General features: G+C 72.2%; 21 protein-coding genes and 1 pseudogene. 17 read left to right on the top strand and 5 right to left on the bottom strand.

The window, feature by feature from the left end; genetic code table 11:
* Positions 1-17: 17 nt before the first annotated feature.
* Positions 18-974, top strand: a complete 957-nt coding sequence (locus N869_RS01235; RefSeq protein ID WP_232229550.1) for an FKBP-type peptidyl-prolyl cis-trans isomerase — start codon at positions 18-20, stop codon at positions 972-974.
* A gap of 10 nt (positions 975-984) precedes the next feature.
* Positions 985-1,755 carry an imidazole glycerol phosphate synthase subunit HisF gene (hisF, locus tag N869_RS01230; RefSeq protein WP_035056694.1) on the top strand — a complete coding sequence of 257 codons (771 nt, stop codon included), beginning with the start codon at positions 985-987 and terminating at the stop codon, positions 1,753-1,755.
* On the opposite strand, the gene N869_RS01225 is transcribed toward hisF, so the two are convergent.
* The gene (locus tag N869_RS01225; protein WP_035056692.1) at positions 1,748-2,425 is read right to left on the bottom strand and encodes a TIGR03085 family metal-binding protein; all 678 of its coding nucleotides are present in this window, start codon (positions 2,423-2,425) and stop codon (positions 1,748-1,750) included. The two genes, hisF and N869_RS01225, sit on opposite strands and share 8 nt — an antisense overlap.
* A 244-nt stretch (positions 2,426-2,669) precedes the next feature.
* Between N869_RS01225 and N869_RS01220 the strand changes: the two genes are divergently transcribed.
* The 15 genes from N869_RS01220 (at position 2,670) to pyk (ending at position 21,919) form a co-directional block, all read left to right on the top strand.
* Positions 2,670-4,445 (top strand): ABC transporter ATP-binding protein, encoded by a 1,776-nt coding sequence (locus N869_RS01220; RefSeq protein WP_052104828.1) that lies wholly within the window; start codon positions 2,670-2,672, stop codon positions 4,443-4,445.
* Positions 4,442-6,286: an ABC transporter ATP-binding protein gene (locus N869_RS01215; RefSeq protein ID WP_035056690.1), complete on the top strand. Its 1,845-nt coding sequence runs from the start codon at positions 4,442-4,444 to the stop codon at positions 6,284-6,286. Before N869_RS01220 ends, N869_RS01215 begins: the two co-directional genes overlap by 4 nt.
* 40 nt (positions 6,287-6,326) lie before the next feature.
* Positions 6,327-6,722 carry a phosphoribosyl-AMP cyclohydrolase gene (hisI, locus tag N869_RS01210; RefSeq protein WP_035056688.1) on the top strand — a complete coding sequence of 132 codons (396 nt, stop codon included), beginning with the start codon at positions 6,327-6,329 and terminating at the stop codon, positions 6,720-6,722.
* Between the two features lie 44 nt (positions 6,723-6,766).
* Positions 6,767-8,305: an anthranilate synthase component I gene (locus tag N869_RS01205; RefSeq protein ID WP_035056744.1), complete on the top strand. Its 1,539-nt coding sequence runs from the start codon at positions 6,767-6,769 to the stop codon at positions 8,303-8,305.
* Entirely contained in the window at positions 8,302-8,898 is a 597-nt protein-coding gene (locus N869_RS01200) for a Trp biosynthesis-associated membrane protein (RefSeq protein WP_035056686.1), read from the top strand. Before N869_RS01205 ends, N869_RS01200 begins: the two co-directional genes overlap by 4 nt.
* 93 nt (positions 8,899-8,991) lie before the next feature.
* On the top strand, positions 8,992-9,279 hold the full coding sequence (locus N869_RS01195) for an HGxxPAAW family protein (RefSeq protein WP_035056684.1): 288 nt from the start codon (positions 8,992-8,994) through the stop codon (positions 9,277-9,279).
* A gap of 90 nt (positions 9,280-9,369) precedes the next feature.
* Positions 9,370-9,786 (top strand): DUF4190 domain-containing protein, encoded by a 417-nt coding sequence (locus N869_RS01190; RefSeq protein ID WP_052104821.1) that lies wholly within the window; start codon positions 9,370-9,372, stop codon positions 9,784-9,786.
* A 61-nt stretch (positions 9,787-9,847) separates the two neighbouring features.
* Positions 9,848-10,258, top strand: a complete 411-nt coding sequence (locus N869_RS01185) for a DUF2752 domain-containing protein (protein WP_035056739.1) — start codon at positions 9,848-9,850, stop codon at positions 10,256-10,258.
* 130 nt (positions 10,259-10,388) lie between these two features.
* Positions 10,389-11,201 carry an indole-3-glycerol phosphate synthase TrpC gene (gene trpC, locus N869_RS01180; protein WP_035056736.1) on the top strand — a complete coding sequence of 271 codons (813 nt, stop codon included), beginning with the start codon at positions 10,389-10,391 and terminating at the stop codon, positions 11,199-11,201.
* Positions 11,198-12,457: a tryptophan synthase subunit beta gene (gene trpB / locus N869_RS01175; protein WP_035056683.1), complete on the top strand. Its 1,260-nt coding sequence runs from the start codon at positions 11,198-11,200 to the stop codon at positions 12,455-12,457. Before trpC ends, trpB begins: the two co-directional genes overlap by 4 nt.
* The gene (trpA, locus tag N869_RS01170) at positions 12,454-13,272 is read left to right on the top strand and encodes a tryptophan synthase subunit alpha (RefSeq protein ID WP_035056682.1); all 819 of its coding nucleotides are present in this window, start codon (positions 12,454-12,456) and stop codon (positions 13,270-13,272) included. Before trpB ends, trpA begins: the two co-directional genes overlap by 4 nt.
* On the top strand, positions 13,269-14,168 hold the full coding sequence (lgt, locus tag N869_RS01165; protein ID WP_035056681.1) for a prolipoprotein diacylglyceryl transferase: 900 nt from the start codon (positions 13,269-13,271) through the stop codon (positions 14,166-14,168). The genes trpA and lgt overlap by 4 nt, the downstream gene beginning before the upstream one ends.
* 159 nt (positions 14,169-14,327) lie before the next feature.
* Positions 14,328-18,890 carry a glutamate synthase large subunit gene (gltB, locus tag N869_RS01160; RefSeq protein ID WP_035056733.1) on the top strand — a complete coding sequence of 1,521 codons (4,563 nt, stop codon included), beginning with the start codon at positions 14,328-14,330 and terminating at the stop codon, positions 18,888-18,890.
* Positions 18,883-20,364 (top strand): glutamate synthase subunit beta, encoded by a 1,482-nt coding sequence (locus tag N869_RS01155; protein ID WP_035056680.1) that lies wholly within the window; start codon positions 18,883-18,885, stop codon positions 20,362-20,364. Before gltB ends, N869_RS01155 begins: the two co-directional genes overlap by 8 nt.
* 130 nt (positions 20,365-20,494) lie before the next feature.
* Entirely contained in the window at positions 20,495-21,919 is a 1,425-nt protein-coding gene (gene pyk / locus N869_RS01150) for a pyruvate kinase (RefSeq protein WP_035056679.1), read from the top strand.
* 81 nt (positions 21,920-22,000) lie between these two features.
* Here the strand turns inward: pyk and N869_RS01145 are convergent, their stop codons facing one another.
* From N869_RS01145 to N869_RS18350, 4 genes and pseudogenes are all read right to left on the bottom strand, one after another.
* Positions 22,001-22,957, bottom strand: coding sequence for an NAD(P)/FAD-dependent oxidoreductase (locus tag N869_RS01145; protein WP_035056678.1), 957 nt, complete (start codon positions 22,955-22,957; stop codon positions 22,001-22,003).
* Positions 22,954-23,217: a hypothetical protein gene (locus N869_RS01140; RefSeq protein WP_035056730.1), complete on the bottom strand. Its 264-nt coding sequence runs from the start codon at positions 23,215-23,217 to the stop codon at positions 22,954-22,956. Before N869_RS01140 ends, N869_RS01145 begins: the two co-directional genes overlap by 4 nt.
* 113 nt (positions 23,218-23,330) lie before the next feature.
* Entirely contained in the window at positions 23,331-25,673 is a 2,343-nt protein-coding gene (gene secD / locus N869_RS01135) for a protein translocase subunit SecD (protein ID WP_052104820.1), read from the bottom strand.
* A gap of 79 nt (positions 25,674-25,752) precedes the next feature.
* Positions 25,753-25,963: pseudogene (locus tag N869_RS18350) on the bottom strand (hypothetical protein); the annotation flags it as partial.

Raw genomic sequence — 25,963 nt, 5'->3', positions numbered from 1 at the left:
GGTGGCCTTCCTGCACCGTGGCCCCTGCCCGTCCCCGCCGGGTGGGTCAGCTCGTCGAAGGGATCCTCGTGCGTCGTCGTACCGCACTCGCCGCCTCTGGCGCCGTCTCCGTGACCCTGGTCGCAGGACTGCTCGGGGGGTGCGGCCCCGACGGCGCGCCGCAGACCGAGGTCACCGTGACCGGCGAGTACGGTGCGGTGCCGGAGCTGGAGTACGACAAGCCGCTGGAGGTCTCCGAGGCGTGGTCCGAGCTCCTGTGGGAGGGTCAGGGCCCCGTCCTGCGCGAGGACGAGCCGGTGCTGGTCGACTTCTACGCCGAGGACGGCCGGGACGGCAGTCTCGTGAACGAGACGTACACCTCTGATCCCAAGCCGCACATGCTGAGCCCGGAGAGCGTCAGCGTCGAGATCTTCGAGGCCCTGGTGGGACGGCCGGTGGGGTCGCGGGTGCTGCACGTCGTCCCGGAGGGCCCGACCTACCCCCGGACGGTCGCCGTGTACGACATCCTCCCGACCCGGGCCGACGGTGAGCCCGTTGAGGTGCGGGAGGGCCTGCCCGAGGTGGAGCTGGCCGATGACGGGGCCCCGTCGGTCACCATCCCCGAGGACGTCGACCCGCCCCAGGAGCTGGTCGTCCAGCCGCTCCTGCGGGGCACGGGCGAGCAGGTCTCACCGGGCCAGGTGGTGACCGTCCAGTACACCGGCGTGACCTGGTCCGACGGCGAGGTGTTCGACACCACGTGGGGCAACGGCAAGCTCCCGGCGCCGTTCCCGATCGCGGTGGGCCTCGTGGTCCCCGCGTGGGACGAGGGGCTGGTGGAGCAGACGGTCGGTTCCCAGGTGCTGCTCGTCGCCCCGCCCCAGTGGGGGTACGGGGGTACCGAGACCGAGCTCGCGGACGAGACGCTGGTGTTCGTGGTGGACATCCTCGCGGTGCGGGGCGAACCCCGCGACCGCGTTGAACCGACCGAGTGAGAGGGTTGCTGTGAGTGCTGCCGTGCGCGTGATCCCGTGCCTGGACGTCGACGCGGGCCGTGTGGTCAAGGGCGTGAACTTCCGGGACCTCCGGGACGCGGGGGACCCCGTGGAGCTGGCGCGCCGGTACGACGCGGAGGGCGCGGACGAGGTCACGTTCCTCGACGTCTCGGCGTCCTCCGGCGACCGGCAGACCACCTACGACGTCGTGGGGCGCACCGCGGAGGAGGTCTTCGTACCGCTGACCGTCGGTGGGGGGGTCCGGTCGACCGACGACGTGGACCGGCTCCTGCGTGCCGGCGCGGACAAGGTCGGCGTCAACACCGCCGCCATCGCGCGCCCGGAGCTGGTGGCCGAGATCGCAGCCCGGTTCGGCAGCCAGGTGCTCGTGCTGTCGGTCGACGCCCGGCGCGTGGTCGACGGGCCACCCACCCCGTCCGGGTACGAGGTCACCACGCACGGTGGTCGACGGGGCACCGGCATCGACGCGGTCGGGTGGACGCGCCGCGCGGTGGAGCTCGGGGCGGGCGAGGTGCTGCTCAACTCGATGGACGCGGACGGCACGACCGACGGGTTCGACCTGGAGATGCTCCGTGCGGTGCGGGCCGAGGTCCACGTCCCGCTGATCGCCAGCGGTGGTGCCGGCACCCCCGAGCACTTCGTGGAGGCGGCGCGCGCGGGTGCGGACGCGTTGCTGGCGGCGAGCGTGTTCCACTTCGGGGTGCTGACGGTCGGGGACGTGAAGGCCCGCCTGCGGCAGGCGGGTGTCTCGGTCAGGTGACGCGCGGCGGCCGTGCGGCGTGCACGGCCGCGACCGCCTGGTCCGGACCCCGCACGGTCACCCGGGCCACGGTCGAGCGTTCGAAGGCGTGCAGCACGAGCTCTCCGACGGGGCCCTCGACGACGACGTCCAGGCCTTCCGGGGTCGCGTCGCGGCCCGGGCGGGGCACCCGACGCACCCGGGTGGTGCGGCCCGAGGGGTCCCGCAGCACCACGCCCGCCGGGACGTTGCGGTAGAGCATCTTCGCCATCGTCACCAGGCGCGCGTGCAACGCCTCCACGTGCGCGTCCGGCAGCGGGCGCGGGTCTGGGTCCTGGCCCGGTCGCCGTCGCACGTCCTCGGTGTGGACGTGCATCTCGACCAGCTGGGCCGCGTCCCCGGCGAACGCCAACGGGTGCAGGCGGGCCGGCCCACGCGCGACGCGGCCCAGGAGCGCCTCGTAGCCCTGCTGGTCGTTGGCGCGGGCGCCCAGGCGCTTGGTCTGCCGCTCGGTCCTGGCGGCGAGGGGCGGAACGACGATCCCCGCGGCTGCCACGAGGGTGCTCTCGCGCAGCACCACGTGCGCGGCGAGGTCCTCGGTGGCCCAGCCCTCGCAGAGCGTCGCAGCCCCCGGCCCGGCCTCGCGCAGCGCCGTGACCAGGGCGTGGCGTTCGTCCATGTGCCAGGGCATGCCACATCGTCGCACGCCTCGCCGGGCCGACCACCAGGTGACGGTCACGTCAGAACCGCATGAGATGCTGAGCCGACCGGCGCGACCGCCGCCGGGCTCCCCCTGTGACGAGAGGAACGGCGTGCCTGCGCGTCCTCTGCGGCCACGTCGTCACGGCGACGACGTGGACCCTGACCGGCCGTCGGGCCCGCGCGCACCCGCGCACGCCCTGACCGGCTCGGTGACCACCCGTTCGGTCCGCCTCATGGCCCGCGGGATCGCGTCCCAGCCGCGGACCTACGCCGTGGCGATCCTCACCTCAGGGCTGTTCGGCGCGTTGACGGTAGCGGTCAGCCAGGTGCTCGGGGCCGTCACCGACCGGGTGGTGGTGCCCGGTGCCCTCGGTGAGCTGGACGGGACCCGGCCGGTGTGGCTCGCCGGGGCCGCCCTGGCCGCGGTCGCGCTCGGCCTGGCGACGTCGGTCGCGGCCCGCCGCGTGTTCGCCGGGATCGGTGTCTCCGACATCCAGGCCGACCACCGACGTGCGGTCACCCGGCAGTACCTGCGGCTGCCCATGTCGTGGCACCGGCAGCACCCGACGGGCCAGCTGCTGTCGAACGCCAACGCCGACGTCGAGGCGGCGACGGGGGTGTTCAACCCGTTGCCGTTCGCCCTGGGCGTCGTGGTCATGATCGGTGTGGCCGCCGTGGCGCTGTTCCGGGTCGACGTGTGGCTCGCGGTCACGGCCCTGGTGGTGCTGCCCGTCGCGGTCGTCGCGAACCTGGTCTTCCAGCGGTACATGTCCCCGGCGATCACCCGGGCGCAGCAGCTGCGCGCCGAGGTGTCGGACGTGGCCCACGAGAGCTTCGAAGCGGCGCTGCTCGTCAAGTCCCTGGGCACCGAGGACCGTGAGGAGGCACGGTTCGCGGCACGTGCCGACCAGCTCCGGGCGGCCAACGTCCGCGTCGGCAAGGTACGTGCGGTGTTCGACCCGGTCATCGAGCTCCTGCCGAACCTCGGCACCCTGCTGGTGCTGGTGGTGGGCGCACACCGGGCGGCGGCGGGTGCTGTGGAGACCGGTGGGATCGTGGCCGCCGCCTACCTGCTGACGCTGATGGCGGTCCCGGTGCGCGCGTTCGGCTGGGTGCTGGGCGAGCTCCCCCGGGGGCTGGTCGGCTACGACCGGATCGCCCGCGTCCTGGACGCCCGGGGGACGCTCGCCCCGGGCACGACGTCGCTGCCGTCGGCGCCGCAGGGTGCGCACGTGCAGGTGCGGGGCGTGTCGGTACGTGTCGGCAGCCACACGATCCTGGACGGGGTGGACGTCGACCTCCCGCCCGGGCGGACGGTCGCGCTCGTGGGCCCGACGGGTGCGGGCAAGACCACCTTGGCGGGTCTGCTCAGCCGCCTCCAGGACCCGACGTCGGGGCACGTCCACGTCGACGGGCTCGACGTACGTGACGTCCGGGAGGAGGACCTGACGGGGCAGGTGGCGCTGGTGTCGCAGCAGACGTTCCTGTTCGAGGACACCGTGCGCGCGAACGTGACACTGGCCGACGCGGACGACCCCGGCGCCCCGGACGACGCGCACGTGTGGGAGGCGCTGCGCCTGGCCCGGGTCGACGACGTGGTGCGGCGGCTGCCCGGTGGGTTGGACGCCCCGCTGGGGGAGCGGGGGGCGAACCTGTCCGGGGGGCAGCGCCAGCGCATCGCGATCGCCCGCGCCCTGGTGCGACGTCCGCGGGTGCTGGTGCTGGACGACGCGACGTCCGCGGTCGACCCGGGGATCGAGCAGGAGATCCTCGAGGGCTTCCGCGAAGGTGAGGACGGGACCCAGGGCCCCACCGTCCTGATGATCGCCTACCGGATGTCCTCGGTGCTGCTGGCGGACGCGGTCGTGCACCTGCGCGCCGGGCGGGTGGTGGACCAGGGCACACACGCGGAGCTGCTGGTGCGTGACCCGGGCTACCGGGAGCTGGCGACCGCGTACGAGAAGGAGTCGGCGCGTCGCAGCGCCGATGCTGAGGGCGAGGCACCATGAGCACCCAGGACGGCGTCCGCCTGGAGGGCACGAGTGCGTTGGGGGCCTGGGCCACCCTGAGGCGCGGGGTGCAGCTCTCCCCGCAGATCGTGCAGGGCATCTGGGTGACGCTCGCCCTGGCGGTGCTGGCGGCCGTCGGCAGGGTGGTCGTACCGGTGGCGGTCCAGCAGACGATGGACACGGGGATCCTCGCCCCGGACGGCCCGCGGACCGACAGGGTCGTGCTCCTGGTGGTCCTCGCAGCCGTGGGCCTGGGGATCGCGGGGACGAGCGCCGCACTGGTGAACATCCGGCTCTTCCGGTCCAGCGAGGCCGGGCTGGCCGCGCTTCGGGTCAGGGCGTTCCGTCACATCCACGACCTGTCCGCGCTCACCCAGAGCACCGAACGGCGCGGGAGCCTGGTCTCCCGGGTCACCAGTGACGTCGACACCATCTCGCTGTTCGTGCAGTGGGGCGGCATCATGCTGCTCGTCTCGGTGCTGCAGATCGTCGTCGCGACCGGCCTGATGCTGGTGTACTCCTGGCAGCTCACCATCGTGGTGTGGGCCTGCTTCATCCCGCTGATCCTGGTGCTGCGCCCGGCCCAGCGCCGCGTGAGCGACGCCTACGCCGCGGTGCGGCAGCGGGTCGGGGCCATGCTCGGTGCGGTGTCCGAGGCCGTCGTCGGCGCCGAGACGATCAAGGCGTACGGGGTGGGTGCGCGCACGCAGCGCCGCATCGACGCGGCCGTCCGCGCGACCAGGGACGCGATGGTGCGCGCCCAGGTGCGCGTCGCGGTGGTGTTCTCCAGCGGGGTCCTGGTGGCGAACCTGGTGCTGTCCGCCGTGGTGGTGGTCGGTTCGTTGATGGGTATCGACGGGACGTTGACGGTGGGACGGGTCCTGGCGTTCCTGTTCCTGGTCCAGCTCTTCACCGGCCCGGTCCAGATGGCCACCGAGATCCTCAACGAGCTGCAGAACGCGCTGGCGGGGTGGCGCCGCGTGATCGGCGTCGTCGACACCCGGATCGACGTGCCCGACGCCGGTGAGGACGGCACCCGGAGCCCTCGGGGTGCGGCCACCGTCGAGCTGCAGGGGGTGTCGTTCGCCTACCCGGGCGGCCCGACGGTGCTGCACGACGTCGACCTCACCCTGCCTGCCCGCACCAAGGTGGCGGTGGTCGGCGCCACGGGCTCGGGCAAGACGACCCTGGCGAAGCTGGTGACCCGGCTCGTGGACCCGGCCCGGGGGCGGGTCCTGCTCGACGGTGTGGACCTGCGTGACGTCCCGCGCGCGGACCTGCGCCGACGGGTGGTCCTGGTGCCGCAGGAGGGCTTCCTGTTCGACGGGACGCTCCTGGAGAACGTCGCGTACGGCATCCGTGACGGCAGGGACGGGGTCGACGGTCCAGCCGCCCGGGTCGACGGGCGCGGGGCGGTGCTGGACGAGGACCGGGTCCGCTCGGCGTTCGCCGACCTGGGCCTCCAGGACTGGCTTGCCGACCTGCCCGGCGGGCTGCACGCGGACGTGGGTCAACGGGGCGAGAGCCTCTCGGCGGGGGAGCGACAGCTGGTCGCCCTGGCCCGTGCCCACCTCGCCGACGGCGACTACCTGGTCCTGGACGAGGCCACCAGCGCCGTGGACCCTGCCACCGAGGTGCGGATCGCCCAGGCCCTGGACCGGTTGACGTCCGGGCGGGGGACGTTGACCATCGCGCACCGGCTCTCGACGGCCGAGGCCTCCGACCTCGTGGTGGTCGTCGACGAGGGCCGGGTGGTGGAGGTCGGGACCCACACCGACCTGGTGGCCCGCGGTGGGCGGTACGCCACGATGCACGGCGCGTGGGTGGCCCAGACGCGATGACCGTCGTCGTGCGGGTCCCGGTCCGTGGCAGGATCGGCGGGTGCCGACCCCACTGACGCCCACCCCGCTGGACCCTGCACTCGCCGCCCGCCTGAAGCGCGACGCGTCGGGCCTGGTGTGCGCGGTCGTCCAGCAGCACGACACCGGGGACGTCCTGATGGTGGGCTGGATGGACGACGAGGCCCTGCACCGCACCCTGACAACGGGGCGGGTGACGTTCTGGAGCCGCTCCCGGCAGGAGTACTGGCGCAAGGGCGACACGTCGGGTCATGTGCAGCACGTGCGGTCCGTCGCGCTGGACTGCGACGGTGACGCGGTCCTGGTCCGGGTGGACCAGGTCGGCGCCGCGTGCCACACGGGCACCCGCACGTGCTTCGAGGCGGGTGGGGACCTCGCGGCGGTGACCGGCGACGACGACCAGGAGGAGCAGGGGTGAACGGGCAGGAGCACGACGAGGACCGGCGCGGGGCGACGGACCCGGTGGGGGACCCCACCAACCTGGCCTGGGGTCGGACGTGGCCGACCCTCGAGGGGTTCCGCACCCTGGCGACCGACCGTCGGGTCGTCCCTGTCGTGCGGCGCCTCCTGGCGGACGACGTCACCCCCGTCGCGCTGTACCGCACGCTCGCCCAGGGCCGTGCCGGGACGTTCATCCTGGAGTCCGCCGAGGTCGACGGGACGTGGGCTCGCTACTCGTTCGTGGGGGTACGGTCCCGGGCCACGCTGACCGTGCTCGACGGGGCCGCGCACTGGACGGGCGACGTGCCCGCCGGGGTCCCGCGCGACGGGGACGTGCTCGACGTCCTGGAGGGCACGCTGGAGGCGCTGGCGACACCCACCGTGCCGGGTCTGCCGCCACTGACCGGGGGTCTGGTCGGTGCGCTCGGGTGGGACGTCGTGCGCCACTGGGAGCCGACGCTCCCGGCCAAGGCCCCGGAAGAGCTGGGCGTGCCGGAGGTCACGTTGTGCCTGGCGACCGACCTGGCGGTCGTGGACCACGTCGACGGGTCGGTGTGGTTGATCGCCAACGCGATCAACTTCGACGACTCCGACGAACGGGTCGACGAGGCCCACGCCGACGCGGTCGCCCGCCTGGACGCGATGGAGACCGCCCTCGCCGCACCGCGGTCACCGGTCGTGGGCACCCTGGTCGAGGCGCCGGAGCCCGAGCTGCGGTTCCGTTCCACCCGGGGTGAGTTCGAGGACGCCGTCCGGCTCGGCAAGGAGGCGATCCGCGACGGCGAGGTCTTCCAGGTCGTCCTGTCCCAGCGGCTGGACCTGGACTGCCCGGCAGACCCCCTGGACGTCTACCGGGTGCTGCGGACCATCAACCCCAGCCCCTACATGTACCTGTTCCACCTGCAGGACGGCGACGGCTCGGACTTCTCGGTCGTGGGGTCCAGCCCCGAGACGCTCGTGAAGGTGACCGACGGTCACGTCGTGACCTACCCGATCGCAGGCTCCCGTCCCCGGGGCGCCACCCCCGACCAGGACGCCCGCCTGGTCGAGGAGCTCCTCGCCGACCCGAAGGAACGCGCGGAGCACATCATGCTGGTGGACCTCTCGCGCAACGACCTGGTGAAGGTGTGCGAGCCCACCACCGTCGAGGTCGTGGAGTTCATGGCGGTCCGGCGGTTCAGCCACATCATGCACATCTGCTCGACCGTGGTCGGGCGCCTGCGCGCGGGCGCGACAGCGCTGCAGACGCTCGTCGCGACGTTCCCCGCCGGCACCTTGTCCGGTGCCCCCAAGCCTCGGGCGATCGCCCTGATCGACGAGCTCGAACCGGCACGGCGGGGCATCTACGGGGGCACCGTCGGGTACTTCGACTTCGCGGGCGACATGGACATGGCGATCGCGATCCGCACCGCTCTCATCAGGGACGGCAGGGCCAGCGTCCAGGCGGGCGGGGGGATCGTGGCCGACTCCGTCGAGGCGCTCGAGTACGCCGAGTCGCGCAACAAGGCGGCTGCGGCGGTGCGGGCGGTCCAGGTCGCCTCGCGCCTCGGCAGGGCATGACGGCGTCCCGCCCCGCCCCGCCCCGTCGGGTCGTGGTGGTGGGCTCGGTCGTGACCGGGCTCCTCACGGTCGTGCTCAGTGCCGCGACCTGGGTGGTGGCCGTGACACCCACGCCGTTGGACCCGGCGCTCGAGGTGGGGGTCACGGGCACCACGATCGCGCCGGTGGTACCCGCTGCAGGGCTCGTGGCCGCGGCCGCCGGGCTCGCCCTGAGCCTCGCGGGCCGCGTGGGTGCGCGTCTGATCGCCCTGGTCCTCGCGGGTGGGGCGTTCCTCACCGGGGCCTCCACGGCGCGGGTCCTGACGGACCCCACCTCGTTGGCGGCGTCGGCGGTGCAGCAGACCGTCGGGGTGGGGGTCACCGAGCGGGTCGCGACGACCCTCGTCCCGTGGGCGGTCCTGGTGTGCGCGGTCGGCTTGGCCGTGCTCGCGGTGCTGACGTTCGCGGGGGGTGGCCGTTGGTCCCGTCCGGGGCGGCACGACGGTGCCGCAGGCCCCGGCCGTGTCGGGGCCCCGTCGCAGGCACCTCATGGGGGGCCGGCGGACGAGGCGGACGTCTGGGACACCCTCACCCGGGGTGAGGACCCCACCTGACCGTCATCGGCGCGCCGCGGGCCTGACATGCGCGGACCGGTGACCGTGGGATTCGATAAGGTCTGCCGCGTAGTCCACGAAAGGCGTACCACCATGGGCCAAGAGACCCACGACACTGGCACCGAGCGGGCATACCTTCCCGTCGCGGCGCCGCCGACCAACCACGGCCACACCCGGGCGGCGTGGGTGACCGTGACCCTGGTCCTTCTGGGCGGCGTCATCTCCTCGCTGGCGTTCATCGTCTCCCAGGTGTGGATGTTCTGGGCCGGCATGGGCGTGGTCGTGGTCGGTGTCATCGCCGGCTACGTCCTGAAGATGCTGGGGTTCGGTCAGCCGACGCAGCGTCGGGAGAAGGCGTCAGAGGGGGCCGTCGACGACTGAGGTGGGTCGCCTGACCGGTGACCTGGGTCGTCCGTCGATCTACCGGGCCGCGCCGCGGTCACGGTGAGCACGTACGTGTGAAGGAGAATCATGAGCAACCCCACGGGTCCGCAGGACCCCTACGGCGCCCAGCCCCCTCAGGGCGGCGGCTACGGCGCGCAGCCTCCCGGCGGGGGCTACGGCGCCCCGCCGCCCCCGCCCGGCTACGGGTCCGTCCCCGGTGGCAGCACCGAGAAGAACTCCCTCGGTGTGTGGGCCCTGATCCTGGGCATCCTCGGCCTCGTGTGCTGCGGGATCTTCACCGCCATCCCGGCCATCATCGTCGGCCAGAAGTCCAAGCAGGCGGCCGCAGAGGGGTTGGCCAACAACGGCGGCCTCGGCAGCGCCGGCGTCATCCTCGGGTGGATCGGTATCGCCCTCACGGTTCTCGGTGCGATCTGGGCGTTCGCCATGGGCGGACTCGCCGTCCTGGGCGACCCCACGATCTGGGACACCACCGGTTACTGAGCACATGGGCGCGACGGAGGCGCCGCAGGCGGACGCGAGCCTGCGGCGCCTCCGTCGCGCCATGACGAACGCGCGCTGGCCACTGGTGGTCGCGGCGCCGGTGGTCGCTGCGACCGGGGCGCTCGCGATGCGATCACCCCACGCGCCTGGAAGCTACGGGATCTGTCCGTCGTTGCTGGTCACGGGCTGGTACTGCCCGGCGTGCGGTGGCTTGCGCGCCGTGCACGAGCTCACCTGGCTCGACCTTGCAGCGGCCTGGTCGATGAATCCGCTGGTCGTGCTCGGCGCTCCGGTCGCGGTGGTGGTCTGGTGCTGGTGGCTCGTGCTCAACCTGCGCGGGTCGCCTCGACCGCCCGCGCTGCCTCGGCGTCTGCGGAACGCGTTGCCGTGGGCGGTCCTGGTGCTGGCACTCGCCTTCGCGGTCCTGCGCAACGTCCCTGCGCTGACGCCCGTGCTCGGCCCCTGGCCGTGACGCCGTGCTCCGAGGGCACGGTCCCGCCCCTTCCTGTTCCACCAGATGGGCGTGGCGGGGGGCACCGCGGGGCGGCCCTACGATGGGTCGGACGAGTCTGCGGGGGCGGACCAGAGTGGAGGTGGGCGACGTGACGGTCCTGGAGGACATCATCGCCGGGGTCCGTCAGGACCTCGCCGAGCGTGAGGCAAGGACCCCGCTGGAGGCCGTGAAGGAGCGGGCCTCCCGGGTGCCGGAGGCCAAGGAGTGCCTGGGCCGGTTGCAGGACGACGAGGCGGTCAACGTGATCGCGGAGGTGAAGCGGTCCAGCCCGAGCAAGGGCGCCCTGGCCCCGATCGCAGACCCTGCCGCCCTGGCCGGTGACTACGAGCGTGGTGGTGCGGCAGCGATCTCGGTGCTGACCGAGCAGCGCCGGTTCCACGGGTCCCTCGCCGATCTGGACACCGTGCGGGCCACCGTCGACGTCCCGGTGCTGCGCAAGGACTTCGTGGTGACGCCGTACCAGGTGTGGGAGGCGCGGGCGCACGGCGCCGATCTCGTCCTGCTGATCGTGGCGGCACTCGAGCAGACGGTCCTGACCTCCCTGGTCGAGCGTGTGCACTCGCTCGGCATGACGGCCCTGGTCGAGGTTCACGACACCGACGAGGTCACCCGTGCCCTGGACGCCGGCGCGCGCTGCATCGGTGTCAACGCCCGGAACCTGAAGAACCTCGAGGTCGACCGGACGACGTTCGCCCGCCTGGCGCCCATGATCCCCAGCTCGGTGGTGCGGATCGCCGAGTCCGGTGTCCGGGGGCCGCACGACGTCATGGACTACGCGCGCTCCGGTGCGGACGCCGTCCTGGTCGGCGAGAGCCTGGTGACCGGGGGAGACCCGCGTGCTGCTGTCGCGGACCTGGTCGCCGCGGGCGCGCACCCCTCGCTCAGGGCGGTGCGCCAGTGACCGGTCCGGACCCTGCGGGCGCCCACGACGTCCTCGGTCCGCTCGCGGCGGAGGCCGGCAGCGGGCCGTACTTCGGCGCCTTCGGCGGGAGGTTCGTGCCCGAGGCCCTCATCGAGGCCCTCGACGAGCTCGACACCGAGTACTCCAAGGCGAAGGCCGACCCGGAGTTCGAGGCGGCCCTGGTGCGGTTGCACCGGACGTACACCGGCCGGCCGAGCATCCTCACCGAGGTCCCACGCTTCGCCCGGCACTGCGGGGACGTGCGCGTCGTGCTGAAGCGGGAGGACCTCAACCACACCGGCTCACACAAGATCAACAACGTGCTGGGTCAGGCGCTGCTCACCAAGAGGCTGGGCAAGTCGCGCGTCATCGCCGAGACGGGCGCCGGCCAGCACGGCGTCGCGACGGCGACGGCGGCGGCGCTGTTCGACCTCGAGTGCGTGATCTACATGGGCGAGGAGGACACGCGACGGCAGGCCCTCAACGTGGCCCGCATGCGCCTGCTCGGGGCCGAGGTCGTCCCCGTCACCACCGGCTCCCGCACGCTCAAGGACGCGATCAACGAGGCGCTGCGGGACTGGGTGACCAACGTCCGCACGACCAACTACGTCTTCGGGACCGTCGGGGGACCCCACCCGTTCCCGGCCATGGTGCGAGACCTCCAGCGGATCATCGGCGTCGAGGCACGGCAGCAGGTCCAGGACCTCACCGGCCGCCTGCCCGACGTCGTCGCCGCCTGCGTGGGGGGCGGGTCGAACGCCATCGGGATCTTCCACGCCTTCCTCGACGACCCGGACGTGCGGCTCGTCGGCCTCGAGGCCGGCGGTGACGGCATCGGTACCGGTCGTCACGCCGCCACGATCGGCGGAGGAGCGCCGGGTGTCCTGCACGGGGCGCGGTCGTTCCTGCTCCAGGACGAGGACGGGCAGACGGTCGAGAGCCACTCGATCTCCGCCGGGCTGGACTACCCGGGCGTCGGGCCCGAGCACTCGTGGTTGTCGACGATCGGCAGGGCCGAGTACCGGGCGATCACGGACGCCGAGGCGATGGAGGCGTTCCGGCTCCTGTGCCGTACCGAGGGCATCATCCCCGCGATCGAGTCCTCGCACGCCCTTGCCGGTGCGATGCAGCTCGGTCGCGAGCTCGCCGGCCGGTCCGGTGACCAGCCGGTCGTACTGGTGAACCTCTCCGGCCGGGGCGACAAGGACGTCGAGACGGCCGCACGCTGGTTCTCGCTGCTGGAGGAGCCCTCATGAGCGTCGCCCGCACCGGTCCGCGCATCGACCAGCTCCGCGCCGAGGGACGCGCAGCGCTCGTCGGCTACCTGCCCGTCGGGTTCCCGGACGTCGCCGGCTCGGTCGCCGCGGCCCGCCGCATGGTCGCCGAGGGCGTCGACGTCGTCGAGCTCGGCCTGCCCTACTCCGACCCCGTCATGGACGGAGCGGTGATCCAGAAGGCGGTCGAGCACGCCCTCGCGGGTGGGGTGCGCGTGAGCGACACGCTGCGCGCCGTCGAGGCCGTGGCCGCCGTCGGCGCCCCCGTCCTGGTCATGACCTACTGGAACCCGGTGGTCCGGTACGGCGTCGAGCGGTTCGCGCGCGACCTCGCCGCCGCCGGCGGCGCAGGTCTCATCACCCCGGACCTCATCCCGGACGAGGCCGGTGACTGGCTCGAGGCGTCCGACGCCCACGACCTCGACCGGGTCTTCCTCGTCGCGCCCAGCTCCACCCCGGAGCGACTGGCGTTCACGGCCGACGCCACCCGAGGGTTCGTGTACGCGGCGTCGACCATGGGCGTGACGGGCACGCGCGCGACCGTCGGTTCGGACGCCGAGCGGCTGGTCACCGACACCCGCGCGGCCGGCGCCGAGAGGGTGTGCGTGGGCCTCGGCGTGCGTGACGGGCAGCAGGCCGAGGAGGTCGCCCGCTTCGCAGACGGTGTGATCGTCGGCAGCGCGCTCGTGCGTGAGCTGGTCGAGGCCGACACGGCCGCCGCAGGCCTGGACGGTCTGGCACGGGTGACGGCCGACCTCGCGGAGGGCGTGCGACGCGCGGTGAAGGAGTCGGCATGAGCCTCACCGCTGCGGTGCTCGCCTCAGGGATCCCCAGCCCGCCCCAGGCGGTCTGGTACCTGGGCCCGGTGCCGTTGCGCGCCTACTCGTTGTCGATCCTCGCCGGGATCGCCGTCGCCGTGTGGATGACCAGGCGACGGTGGGCCGCCCGCGGAGGCAACCCCGACACCGTCCTGGACATCGTGTTCTGGGCGGTGCCGTTCGGGATCGTCGGTGGACGGGCCTACCACGTGCTCACCAGCCCCGGACGGTACTTCGGTGAGGGTGGGGACCCGATGGCCGCGTTCGCCGTCTGGGAGGGCGGACTGGGGGTATGGGGCGCCATCGGCTTCGGCGCGGTCGGGGCCTGGATCGGTGCACGCCGGGCCGGCGTACGGTTCACGGCGTTCGCCGACGCCGTCGCACCAGGACTGCTCGTCGCGCAGGCGATCGGGCGCCTGGGGAACTGGTTCAACCAGGAGCTCTTCGGGTCACCCACCGAGCTCCCGTGGGGTCTGCAGATCGACCCCGCGAGCCCCACCTTTCCTGACGGTCTCCCGCCCGACACCCTGTTCCACCCGACGTTCCTCTACGAGATCCTCTGGAACCTCGCCGCCGCGGCCCTGATCATCTGGGCCGATCGCCGCTTCCGCCTCGGGCACGGCCGCGTGTTCTGGCTGTACGTCCTGACGTACACCGCAGGGCGGGGGTGGATCGAGGCGCTGCGCATCGACCCGGCCGAGGTCATCGGACCGTTCCGACTCAACGTCTGGACCTCGCTGATCCTGGGGGTCGTGGCGCTGGTAGCGTTCGTCGTCGTGGGACGTCGACACCCCGGACGCGAGACCACCGTGCAGCAGGCGACGGCTGCGGACGAACAGGCCCACCCGGCCCCCGATTCGCCAGACTCACCCTGAGGTTCTGACCCCAGGGGGCGCAGGTGAGATATGTCACCCTGCACCCCCTCCTCAACCGGGTTGGCGCCTTGTATCGTCGCCACGTTTGGGCCAACGGTGTCCCATGTCTCCTGCTGACTACGACCAAGGTCCCATGTGGACCGCTCGAGGACGGTGTTCATGGACCGGGCAGCTCACGGTGTCGCCACCCCGCCTGCGCAAGGGCTCTACGACCCTGCTGCTGAGCACGACGCCTGTGGTGTGGCGTTCGTCGCGACGCTGCGCGGCACCCCCGGTCGGGACATCGTCGACGCCGGTCTGACGGCCCTGCTGAACCTCGACCACCGCGGAGCGGTCGGTGCCGAGACCGACAGCGGCGACGGCGCCGGGATCCTCACCCAGATCCCCGACGCGTTCCTGCGGGACGTCGTGCAGGCCGAGCTGCCGCCCGCCGGGCGCTACGCGATCGGCATGGCGTTCCTGCCCACCGACGACGACGCACGGGCCAGCGCGGTGGAGGGCATCGAGACGCTCGTCGGCGACGAGGGACTGGAGCTGCTCGCCTGGCGGGAGGTCCCCGTGACCGCCGAGCTGGTGGGTCCCACCGCGCGGTCCACGATGCCCGTGTTCCGGCAGCTCGTCGTGACCGACCCGTCCAGGCGCCTGGAGGGCCTCGAGCTGGACCGCCGGGCGTTCCGCGTCCGCAAGCGCGCCGAGCGCGAGCTCGGCGTGTACTTCGCGTCGTTGTCCTCACGCACGCTCACCTACAAGGGCATGCTCACCACCGCCCAGCTCGAGCCGTTCTTCCCGGACCTGTCCGACCCGCGGTACGCCTCCGAGCTGGCGCTGGTCCACTCCCGGTTCTCGACCAACACGTTCCCGTCCTGGCCCCTGGCGCAGCCGTTCAGGCTCCTCGCGCACAACGGTGAGATCAACACCGTCCGGGGCAACCGGAACTGGATGGCCGCGCGCCAGAGCACCCTGCAGAGCGAGGTCCTGGGGGACCTGTCCCCGCTCCTTCCCGTCTGTACCCCCGGCGGGAGCGACTCGGGCACGTTCGACGAGGTGCTCGAGCTGCTGCACCTCGGGGGCCGTAGCCTTCCGCACGCCGTCCTGATGATGGTGCCCGAGGCGTGGGAGAACCACGCCGAGATGGACCCCGACCGGCGGGCGTTCTACGAGTACCACGCGAACCTCATGGAGCCGTGGGACGGGCCGGCCGCCCTCACGTTCACCGACGGCACCCTCATCGGGGCGGTCCTGGACCGCAACGGCCTGCGCCCGGGGCGTTACTGGATCACCGACGACGGCCTCGTGGTGCTCGCCAGCGAGGCCGGGGTGCTCGACATCGACCCCTCCACGGTGGTCCGCAAGGGCCGTCTGGAGCCGGGGCGCATGTTCCTGGTCGACACCGGCGCGGGCCGGGTGATCGACGACGAGGAGGTCAAGTCCCAGCTCGCCGCGCAGCGCCCGTACGCCCAGTGGATCGCCGAGCACGAGGTGTTCCTGGACCAGCTCCCGGAGCGTGAGCACGTCCAGCACAGCCCGGCCTCGGTCCGTCGACGTCAGCGTGCGTTCGGGTACACCGAGGAGGAGCTGAAGGTCATCCTCACGCCGATGGCCAAGACGGGTGGCGAGCCGCTCGGGGCGATGGGGACCGACACCCCGATCGCGGCGCTCTCGGCGCGCCCCCGGCTCCTGTTCGACTACTTCACCCAGATGTTCGCCCAGGTCACCAACCCGCCGCTGGACGCGATCCGCGAAGAGCTGGTCACCTCGATCGGTGGCGCGATCGGTCCTGAGCCCAACCTTCTGGCCGACCTGCCCGAGCACGCCCGCAAGCTGGTGCTGCCGTTCCCGGTGCTGGACAACGACCAGCTCGCCAAGATCGTGCGCATCGACCGTGACCCCACGCTCGAAGGTGTCTTCAGCTCTGAGATCGTGCGTGGCCTCTACCAGGTGAGCGGTGGCCAGGAGGCACTCGCGGCCCGCCTGGAGGAGATCTTCGAGCAGGTCGACCGCGCGATCGACAACGGCGTGAGCTTCCTCATCCTGTCCGACCGCCACTCGGACGCCGACCGGGCCCCGATCCCGTCGTTGCTGCTGTCCAGCGCTGTGCACCATCACCTGCTGCGGCGTCACACCCGGACCAGGGTGAGCCTGGTGGTCGAGGCCGGGGACGTGCGCGAGGTCCACCACGTGGCCCTGCTGATCGGCTACGGCGCGGCCGCGGTCAACCCCTACCTCGCGATGGAGTCCGTCGAGGGTCTTGCCCGGGACGGTTCGCTCGGCGACGTCACCCCCGAGCAGGCGGTGGCCAACCTCATCAAGGCCCTCGGCAAGGGTGTGCTGAAGGTCATGAGCAAGATGGGCATCTCGACCATCGCCTCCTACCGCGGCGCGCAGGTCTTCGAGGCGCTCGGGCTGTCGCACGAGCTGGTCGAGAAGTACTTCACCGGGACGACCAGCCGGCTCGGCGGGGTCGGCCTCGACGTCCTGGCGGCCGAAGCTGCTGCACGCCATCAGGACGCCTACCCCAAGAGCGGGAACCCGCAGGCGCACCGGCGCCTGAACGTCGGTGGTGAGTACCTCTGGCGTCGTGACGGCGAGGAGCACCTGTTCGACCCCGAGACGGTCTTCCGGCTCCAGCACTCCACGCGGACCCGCCAGCTCGACGTCTTCCGTCAGTACACCAGGAGGGTCGACGACCAGGCCTCGCGCCTCATGACGCTGCGTGGCCTCCTGACCTTCGCCGAGGGCGTCCGGACCCCCGTCCCGCTGGAGGAGGTCGAGCCCGTCAGCGAGATCGTCAAGCGGTTCAACACCGGGGCGATGTCGTATGGGTCGATCTCCGCGGAGGCCCACGAGACGCTCGCGATCGCGATGAACCGGTTGGGTGGCCGTTCCAACACCGGCGAGGGCGGCGAGGACACCGACCGTCTGCGCGACCCTGAGCGCCGCAGCGCGATCAAGCAGATCGCGTCGGGGCGTTTCGGTGTGACGTCGGACTACCTCACCAACGCGGACGACCTCCAGATCAAGATGGCCCAGGGGGCCAAGCCCGGCGAAGGTGGACAGCTCCCCGGTACCAAGGTCTACCCGTGGGTCGCGTCGACACGGCACTCGACGCCCGGCGTCGGCCTCATCTCGCCACCGCCCCACCACGACATCTACTCGATCGAGGACCTGGCCCAGCTGATCCACGACCTCAAGAACGCGAACCCGTCCGCCCGGGTGCACGTGAAGCTGGTCAGTGAGTTCGGCGTCGGGACGGTCGCGGCGGGCGTGTCCAAGGCGCACGCCGACGTGGTCCTCATCTCCGGTCACGACGGGGGCACCGGCGCGAGCCCGCTGACCTCCCTCAAGCACGCCGGGACGCCGTGGGAGATCGGCCTGGCCGAGGCCCAGCAGACCCTGGTCCTGAACGACCTGCGCGACCGGATCGTCCTCCAGGTCGACGGTCAGCTGAAGACCGGCCGGGACGTGGTCGTCAGCGCGCTCCTGGGCGCGGAGGAGTTCGGGTTCGCGACCGCACCCCTCGTGGTCAGCGGTTGCGTGATGATGCGTGTGTGCCACCTGGACACGTGCCCCGTCGGGGTCGCGACCCAGAACCCCGAGCTCCGTGCCCGGTTCAACGGCAAGCCCGAGTTCGTCGAGACGTTCTTCGAGTTCATCGCCACGGAGGTGCGTGAGTACCTCGCGGCGCTCGGGTTCCGGTCCATCGACGAGGCCGTCGGGCACGTAGAGTCCCTCGACACCCGTGCCGCGGTCGCGCACTGGAAGGCCGAGGGCCTTGACCTCGGGCCCGTCCTGGCACGCCCCGAGCCGCTCGAGGGCTCCTCGCTGCGGCACACCCAGTCCCAGGACCACGGCCTGGACAAGGCGCTCGACAACCAGCTGATCGCGATGTCGGCCGCGGCCCTGACCGACCGTGAGCCGGTACGGATCTCCCTGCCCATCCGGAACGTGAACCGCACCGTCGGCACGATGCTGGGGCACGAGGTCACCAAGGCCCACGGCACGGACGGCCTCCCGGACGACACCATCGACGTGACCCTCACCGGGTCTGCCGGGCAGTCCCTCGGCGCGTTCCTCCCGCGGGGCGTGACGCTCCGTCTGTTCGGCGACGCGAACGACTACGTCGGCAAGGGCCTGTCCGGTGGTCGTGTCGTGGTCCGACCGGACCACGCCTCCGTCCTGGCCGGGGACCGCGACGTGATCGCGGGCAACGTGATCGGTTACGGCGCGACGTCCGGCGAGATCTTCCTGCGCGGTGTGGTGGGGGAGCGCTTCGCGGTGCGCAACTCCGGTGCGACGCTCGTGGTGGAGGGCGTGGGCGACCACGGCTTCGAGTACATGACCGGTGGCACCGTCCTGGTCCTCGGTCGCACCGGCCGGAACGTCGCAGCCGGCATGTCCGGCGGGCAGGCGTACGTCCTGGACCTGCGACGTGAGGCCCTGAACGGCCCCGCGCTCGCCCAGGGCGACGTCCTGCTCACGGCACCGGACGACGAGGACGCGGCCCTGATCGAGCGGCTCCTGCGTGCCCACCACGAGGAGACGGCGTCCCCCCGTGCGGCCGAGCTGCTGCAGGACCTCCCTGCAGCCCTCGCCAGGTTCACGCGGATCATGCCGGTCGAGTACCAGCGCATGCGTGCCACCCTGGCCAAGGCCCAGGCTGACGGGCTCGACCCTGCCGCGCCCGGGGTCTGGGACAAGATCCTGGAGGGCTCGCGTGGCTGATCCACGTGGGTTCCTCAAGGTCCGTGACCGCGAGCTCCCGCCGGTCCGGCCCGTGCCGGTCCGGCTCATGGACTGGCGGGAGGTCGTGGAGCACCGTGCCGCGTCGTCGGACCCCGGGCACGGTGCGATGCTCCACCGGCAGGCCGGACGGTGCATGGACTGCGGGATCCCGTTCTGCCACACCGGCTGCCCCCTGGGGAACCTCATCCCCGAGTGGAACGACCTGGTGTGGAAGGGGCAGTGGGCCGAGGCAGCGGACAGGCTGCACGCGACCAACAACTTCCCGGAGTTCACGGGCCGGATCTGCCCGGCACCGTGCGAGACGTCGTGCGTGCTCGGGATCTCCGAACCGCCGGTGACCATCAAGAACGTCGAGGTCTCGATCATCGACGAGGCGTTCGCACGTGGCCTGGTCACGCCGCAGGTGCCGTACTTCCTCACCGGGAGCACCGTCGCTGTCGTGGGTTCCGGGCCCGCCGGGCTCGCCGCGGCCCAGCAGCTGACGCGTGCCGGCCACACCGTCGCCGTCTTCGAGAGGGACGACCGCATCGGGGGTCTGCTCCGGTACGGAGTGCCCGACTTCAAGCTCGAGAAGTCCCACATCGACCGCCGGATCGACCAGATGGAGGCCGAGGGGACCCGGTTCCGCCCGGGCGTGGAGATCGGCACGGACATCACGTGGAAGGAGCTCCGCGCCCGTTACGACGCGGTCCTGGTCGCGACCGGCGCGCCGGTACCCCGCGTCCTCGACGTGCCCGGTGCCGATCTGCACGGAATTCACCCGGCCATGGACTACCTGCGGCAGGCGAACGCCGTCGTCGCGGGGACGGACGTCCCCGACCAGATCAGCGCCGCCGGCAAGCACGTGGTCGTCATCGGTGGCGGTGACACCGGGTCGGACTGCCTGGGTACGGCGCTGCGCCAGGGGGCGGCATCCGTCACCACCCTGGCGATCGGCATCCAGCCGCCGGTCGACCGCCCGCCGAACCAGCCGTGGCCCACCGACCCGGTGCTCTACGAGGTGTCCACCTCCCACGAGGAGGGCGGGGAGCGCGCCTACCTGGCCTCGACCGTCGGGTTCGAGGGGGACGAGCACGGGAACGTGCGCCACCTCCGCGTCGCGCGCACCCGGTACCTGCCCGACGGGCGCCGTGTGCCGGAGCCCGGGAGCGAGAACCTGATCCGGGCCGACCTCGTGCTGGTGGCCATGGGATTCACCGGTCCGGACACGTTCACCCTCGTGGAGCAGACCGGCGCGGCGCTGACCGGTCGAGGATCGATCGCCCGCGCCGAGGACTACTCCACGTCGTTGCCCGGCGTGTTCGTCGCCGGGGACGCCGGTCGCGGCCAGTCGCTGATCGTCTGGGCGATCGCCGAGGGACGCGCGGCGGCCGCCCACGTGGACTCCTACCTGCGCGGCAGCACCGAGCTCCCGGTGCCGGTGTCGCCGAGCACCCGCGCGATGCGCCCCTGAACCACAACCCCACGACCCGTCGGGAGAAACCCCCCAAGCCCGGCGGTTCGTCGCTCTTCCGGGGGTGTACCGCACGACAACGACCGCCGTGGACCTGAAGGTCCCGGCTTCGAGGACATAGGCTGGAGACATGCGTAGAGCCAAGATTGTGTGCACCATCGGACCGGCTACCGAGTCGCCCGAGCAGATCCAAGCCCTCGTGGACGCGGGGATGGACGTGGCGCGGATCAACCGCAGCCACGGTGACGCCTCCGAGCACGAGGCAGTCATCAACCGGGTGCGCGCTGCGGCGAAGGCGTCCGGCAAGGCCGTGGCGGTCCTCGTCGACCTGCAGGGCCCCAAGATCCGCCTGGGTCGCTTCGTGGAGGGCAAGCACGAGCTCGCCGTCGGTGACATCTTCACCATCACGACCGAGGACGTCCCCGGCACCAAGGAGCTCGTCTCCACCACGTACAAGGGCCTGCCCGGTGACGCGAAGGTCGGGGACCGGATCCTCATCGACGACGGCCGGGTGGCTGTCCGCATCACGGCCGTCGAGGGCGAGCGGGTCGTCACGCGTGTCGAGGTCCCGGGCCCGGTCTCGAACAACAAGGGCCTGAACCTCCCGGGCGTGGCCGTGAGCGTGCCCGCCATGTCGGACAAGGACGAGACGGACCTGCGGTGGGCGCTGCGCCTCGGTGCAGACCTCATCGCGCTGTCGTTCGTCCGCAGCGCCGTGGACTACGACGACGTCGCTGCGATCATGGCCGAGGAGGGGCGCACCGTCCCGGTCATCGCGAAGGTCGAGAAGCCGCAGGCGGTCGACAACCTGGCCGAGATCGTCGACGCGTTCGACGGTGTCATGGTCGCTCGTGGCGACCTCGGTGTGGAGCTGCCGCTCGAGCAGGTCCCCCTGGTCCAGAAGCGCGCGATCGAGCTGTGCCGTCGGTCCGCCAAGCCGGTCATCGTCGCGACCCAGGTTCTGGAGTCGATGATCTCCGCGCCGCGGCCCACCCGCGCCGAGGCCTCTGACTGCGCGAACGCGGTCCTCGACGGTGCTGACGCGGTCATGCTCTCCGGCGAGACGAGCGTGGGCGACTACCCGATCGAGGCCGTCCGCACCATGGCCCGGATCATCGAGAACACCGAGGAGCACGGGAGCGACCGCATCGCGCCCCTCGGCTGGAGCCCGCAGACCCGCGGTGGCGCGATCACGCGTGCCGCCGCTGAGGTCGGTGAGACCCTCGGGGTGAAGTACCTGGTCACCTTCACCCAGACCGGTGACTCCGCGCGCCGCATGTCCCGCCTGCGGGCGTCGATCCCTCTGATCGCGTTCACACCCGAGACGGCGGTCCGTAACACTCTGGCGCTCTCCTGGGGCGTCAGCACCTACGAGGTGCCGAAGGTCGAGCACACCGACGCGATGGTCATGCAGGTCGACCAGATGCTCCGCGCCAACGGCCTCGCCGAGGAAGGTGACCGCGTGGTGATCGTGTGCGGTGCGCCGGTGGGTGTCCCGGGCACGACCAACTCGCTGCTGGTCCACAAGATCGGCACCGAGCTCTCCAACCGCTGACCGGCTGGTCCACCGACCACCGCGACGTCACACGACAGCCCCGGGGTTCGCGCCCCGGGGCTGTCGTGCGTCAGCGGCGCCTCACGTGCGTGACGAGGCGGCTATCGCCGCGTCGACGTCCTCGGTCATGAGACTCGCGTCGATGCTGAGCGCCGCGCGGTACCCGTCGGCTGCGGAGGTGACGACCTGTGCGGCCGGGTCTGTCACGTTCCCCGCGGCCCACACCCCGGGCAGGCCGGTGAAGCCGTCGGTCTCGGTCACCACGAGCTCGCCGTACGGACCCGAGCGCACCTGGGCGCCAAGTGCGGTGAGCAGGTCGTCCCGGGCCCGGACCGTGGGCTGGACCACGAGGATGTCGCAGGGGAGTGACCGCCCGTCCCGCATGCGCACGCCTGTCAGGCGCCCGCCCTCCACCTGGAGCCTCTCGACCGGACCGGTGTCCAGGCGGACACCCAGCGCCTCGAGCGCTGCCCTGGTCCGCTCGGTGAGATCGGAGGGTCCAGGGCCGTGCAGGACCAGGACCACGTCGTCGGACCACTGGTGCATGACCAGCGCCTTGTCCGCCTCGGCCGCGGTGGTGGCGAGCACCGCGACGGCCTGGTCGCGGGCCTCCCACCCGTGGCAGTAGGGGCAGTGCAGGACGTCGAGCCCCCATCGGTCGGTGAGCCCGGGGACCGTGGGGAGGACGTCGGTGAGGCCCGTGGTCACCAGGGCCCTGCGCGCCGTGAGCACGTCCCCGTCCGCGAGGGTCGCCCTGACGTGGCCGCCGCCGTCGTCGAGCGTCAGCGTGCACACGGTCCCGGAGCGGACCTCGGCCCCGTACCCGGTGACCTCGGCCCGCCCGCGCTCGATGAGGTCCGCGGGTGAAGCGCCCTCCAGGCCCAGGTAGCCGTGCATGTGGGGGGCCGGCGCGTTCCGTGGGGCACCGGCGTCGACCACCAGGACCGTCCGGCGTGACCGGGCGAGCACCAGCGCACCGTTGAGTCCGGCTGGTCCGGCGCCCACCACCAGGACGTCGACGTCGGCCTGCGTGCTCACCCGGGCTCCCCGCGGGTCTTGCGGCGCACCACGACCACCAGGTTGACCAGGGCCAGGAGCAGCACGGCGACCCCCAGCAGGGCGAACGCCACCGGCGCGGTCGTCAGCAGCGCCCACGCCACCAGCCCTGCGCCCAGGACCACACCGAAGCCTGCGAGGACGATCCTGAGGGTCAGTGCGCTGTACGCGGGTGGGGCACCACCCCACCCGGATGTCGGGTCGTGGTGGTCCGGTCTGCCGCGAGGAGGGTGCGCGCTCATCTGCTCACCGTGCGCCCAGGCCCGTGCGCGTGCAACCCGGTGACCGTCCAGGACCGGCCCCGTCGTCGGGTGCCCAGGCGTTCGGGGCACCCGACGACCTGCTCGGTGCAGGGCTAGACGACAGCCCCGTCGTCCCGACGCTCCCCGGCGGGGACCTTGGGCCGGGGCGGGGGAGCAGGGTAGCGGCGCTCCAGACCTGTGGTGAGCGGCACTGCGACCGCCACCGTCGAGACCGTCCCCACGATCACACCCAGGACGAGCGCGAGCGCGAAGTCACCCAGCGAGTCGCCACCGAGCACCAGCAGCGCCACGAGCACGAACAGCGTGCTCACGCTGGTGTTGACGGTCCGGGGGAGCGTCTGCAGTACCGCTTGCGCGGCCGTCCGGTAGAACGGCTCGTCGCCGCTGGTGCGTCTGAGTTCTCGGATCCGGTCGAAGGTGATGACAGAGTCGTTCACGGAGTAACCGATGACGGTGAGCAGCGCGGCGAGGAACACCCCACCCAGGGGCTTGCCCGCCCACGCGAACACGCCGATGACGACAGCCACGTTGGTCGCCAGGGCTGCCACCGCGCCGGAGGAGAACGTCCACCGGAACCGGATCGCCAGGTAGGTGAGCTGTGCCAGCAACGCGATGCCCAGCGCGATCAGGGCGTTGCGCCGCAGCTCGGCACCGAGGCTGGGCCCGATCAGCTCGTCGTTCAGCACCTCGGCGTCACCGGCCACGGACGCGATCGCGTCCCGGATGCTCCGCTGGTCCTCCTCACCGATCGGGCTGGTGCGGACCGTGATCCCGTCGCTGGACTCCTGCACGACCGCGGTCGGGTAGCCGGCGGCGCCGACGGCATCACGCGCGGCGTCCACGTCGACGTCCTGAGCCTGCGTGGTGTACGTGATGCTTCGTCCGCCGGTGAACTCCACACCCAGCTCCAGGCCGCGGACGACCACGCCGGCACCTGCGACCAGGACGACGACGAGCGACACGATCAGCCAGCGTCTCGGTGCGTCCATGAACCGCGGCTCGGTGGCGCTGAGCCGTTCGCGCAGGCGCCCCAGCGTGTTGAGCGAGGTGATCCCGGGGCGCGCGGCGACGGCCCGGTTCGCGGCAGCCATCTCTGCCAGGACCCGCGTGATGACGAGCGCTGAGAAGAACGAGGCCAGCACACCGATGGTCAGCGTGACGCCGAAGCCCCGCACGGGCCCGGACGCGAGCATGAACAGCAGACCCGCGGAGATCAGTGTCGTGACGTTCGAGTCGACGATGGCGGGCAGGGCCCGGCGGAAACCTTCGCGGACGGCGGTTCGTGGGGTCCGGCCCCGGATCGCGCACTCCTCCCGCGCCCGTTCGTAGACCAGGACGTTGGCGTCCACGGCCATCCCGACCGCGAGGACGAACCCGGCGAGGCCGGGCAGGGTGATCGTGGCTCCCAGCGTGATGAGGGCGGCGTAGGCGATCATGGCGTAGCACAGCAGCGCCACCACCGACAGCAGGCCCATGAGGCGGTACACGACGATGATGAAGATCCCGGTGGCGATGATGCCGAGGATGATGGCCTGGACGCTGGCCTCGATGGCGCTGGCGCCGAGCGTGGGGCCGACGGTGCGCTGCTCGATGACCTCGACGGGCACCGGCAGGGCGCCACCCTGGATGAGGGCGGACAGCTCGCGCGCCTCCTCCTGACCGAAGTTCCCGGTGATCTGCGTGCTGCCGCCGGTGATGCCGACGTTGCAGGGCACACCCTGGTTGACCTGCGGGGAGGTGATGATCTCGCCGTCCAGGACGATCGCGACCCGCCGCTGCGGGTCACCGACGGGCATGCAGGCGGCCTCGCCGGTGAGGGTGGCCCAGGCGCGACCCGCATCCCCCCGGAAGTCGATCGTCACGAACCACCCGCCGGCCATCTGGGTGTCGAGCTGGGCGGAGGCGTTGTCCACGCCCTCACCCGTCAGCCGCGACGGTCCCAGGCGCAGGACCTCACCGTCCTCGGTCTGCAGGACGATCTCGTCCAGGCTGGTGTCGGTGGTGTCGATGTCGTCGGTGACGTCGCCTTCCACGTCCGCCTGGGTCCCGGGGCCGAGCACGGGGTGGAACGTCAGCTGGGCGGTGCGCCCGATCACGTCCAGCGCCTGGGAGGGATCCTGCAGGCCCGGCAGCTCCACGACGATGCGCTGCTCCCCGGAGCGCACCACCGTGGGTTCGGCCACGCCGAGGGCGTCGATCCGTCGGCGCAGGACCTCCAGGGCCCGGTCGGTCGCCTCGGCGTCGGCCTCGACGGTGGGGGAGTCCTGGGTCTCCAGGACGATCTGGGTGCCCCCGCGCAGGTCCAGCCCCAGGGTGGGGGCGGTCGTCAGGACCGCGATGGTCGCCCCGACGAGGACGACGAGGGACAGGACGGCTCGGATGACGAGGGGTTTGCGCAGGTTCCCCTCGGTGGTCGGTTCGGTGGGACGTGACATCGGTGGTTCTCTCCAGTGGCCTCGTGGCGGCCCCCTGCCGCGCGGCACGTGGGCGCGGACGAGGACGTGGTCGGTGGACTCACCGGGAGAGCGGCGGGGCCCTGGCCGTCGGTCGAGCCCCGGGGGCGGCGGTACGTGCTCGGGGCGGTGCTGCCGTGACCGTCCCACGAGCGGGCGCGGGCGTGGCGGTACGGGGGCCCGGCAGGGCCGACGGGTCGTGGGGGTCGGTGGCCTCGGTCTCGTCGGGCGCGGCGGTACGAGCGGGTGCGGCGACGACGCGTTGCTCGGCG

Origin of the sequence: Cellulomonas bogoriensis 69B4 = DSM 16987 (assembly GCF_000767165.1) — a bacterium.
GTDB lineage: Bacteria > Actinomycetota > Actinomycetes > Actinomycetales > Cellulomonadaceae > Actinotalea > Actinotalea bogoriensis.
Note: the sequence above shows the minus strand (reverse complement) of the source record. Positions and strands in the feature narration are given on the sequence as shown.

Excerpts from the sequence above, each read along its gene's own strand:
- gltB (WP_035056733.1), top strand. The coding sequence starts at position 14,328 with ATGGACCGGGCAGCTCACGGTGTCGCCACCCCGCCTGCGCAAGGGCTC.
- N869_RS01190 (WP_052104821.1), top strand. The coding sequence starts at position 9,370 with ATGAGCAACCCCACGGGTCCGCAGGACCCCTACGGCGCCCAGCCCCCT.
- N869_RS01185 (WP_035056739.1), top strand. The coding sequence starts at position 9,848 with ATGACGAACGCGCGCTGGCCACTGGTGGTCGCGGCGCCGGTGGTCGCT.
- lgt (WP_035056681.1), top strand. The coding sequence starts at position 13,269 with ATGAGCCTCACCGCTGCGGTGCTCGCCTCAGGGATCCCCAGCCCGCCC.
- N869_RS01140 (WP_035056730.1), bottom strand. The coding sequence starts at position 23,217 with ATGAGCGCGCACCCTCCTCGCGGCAGACCGGACCACCACGACCCGACA.
- secD (WP_052104820.1), bottom strand. The coding sequence starts at position 25,673 with ATGTCACGTCCCACCGAACCGACCACCGAGGGGAACCTGCGCAAACCC.
- N869_RS01225 (WP_035056692.1), bottom strand. The coding sequence starts at position 2,425 with ATGCCCTGGCACATGGACGAACGCCACGCCCTGGTCACGGCGCTGCGC.
- N869_RS01220 (WP_052104828.1), top strand. The coding sequence starts at position 2,670 with ATGGCCCGCGGGATCGCGTCCCAGCCGCGGACCTACGCCGTGGCGATC.
- N869_RS01200 (WP_035056686.1), top strand. The coding sequence starts at position 8,302 with ATGACGGCGTCCCGCCCCGCCCCGCCCCGTCGGGTCGTGGTGGTGGGC.
- N869_RS01215 (WP_035056690.1), top strand. The coding sequence starts at position 4,442 with ATGAGCACCCAGGACGGCGTCCGCCTGGAGGGCACGAGTGCGTTGGGG.
- trpA (WP_035056682.1), top strand. The coding sequence starts at position 12,454 with ATGAGCGTCGCCCGCACCGGTCCGCGCATCGACCAGCTCCGCGCCGAG.
- N869_RS01195 (WP_035056684.1), top strand. The coding sequence starts at position 8,992 with ATGGGCCAAGAGACCCACGACACTGGCACCGAGCGGGCATACCTTCCC.
- pyk (WP_035056679.1), top strand. The coding sequence starts at position 20,495 with ATGCGTAGAGCCAAGATTGTGTGCACCATCGGACCGGCTACCGAGTCG.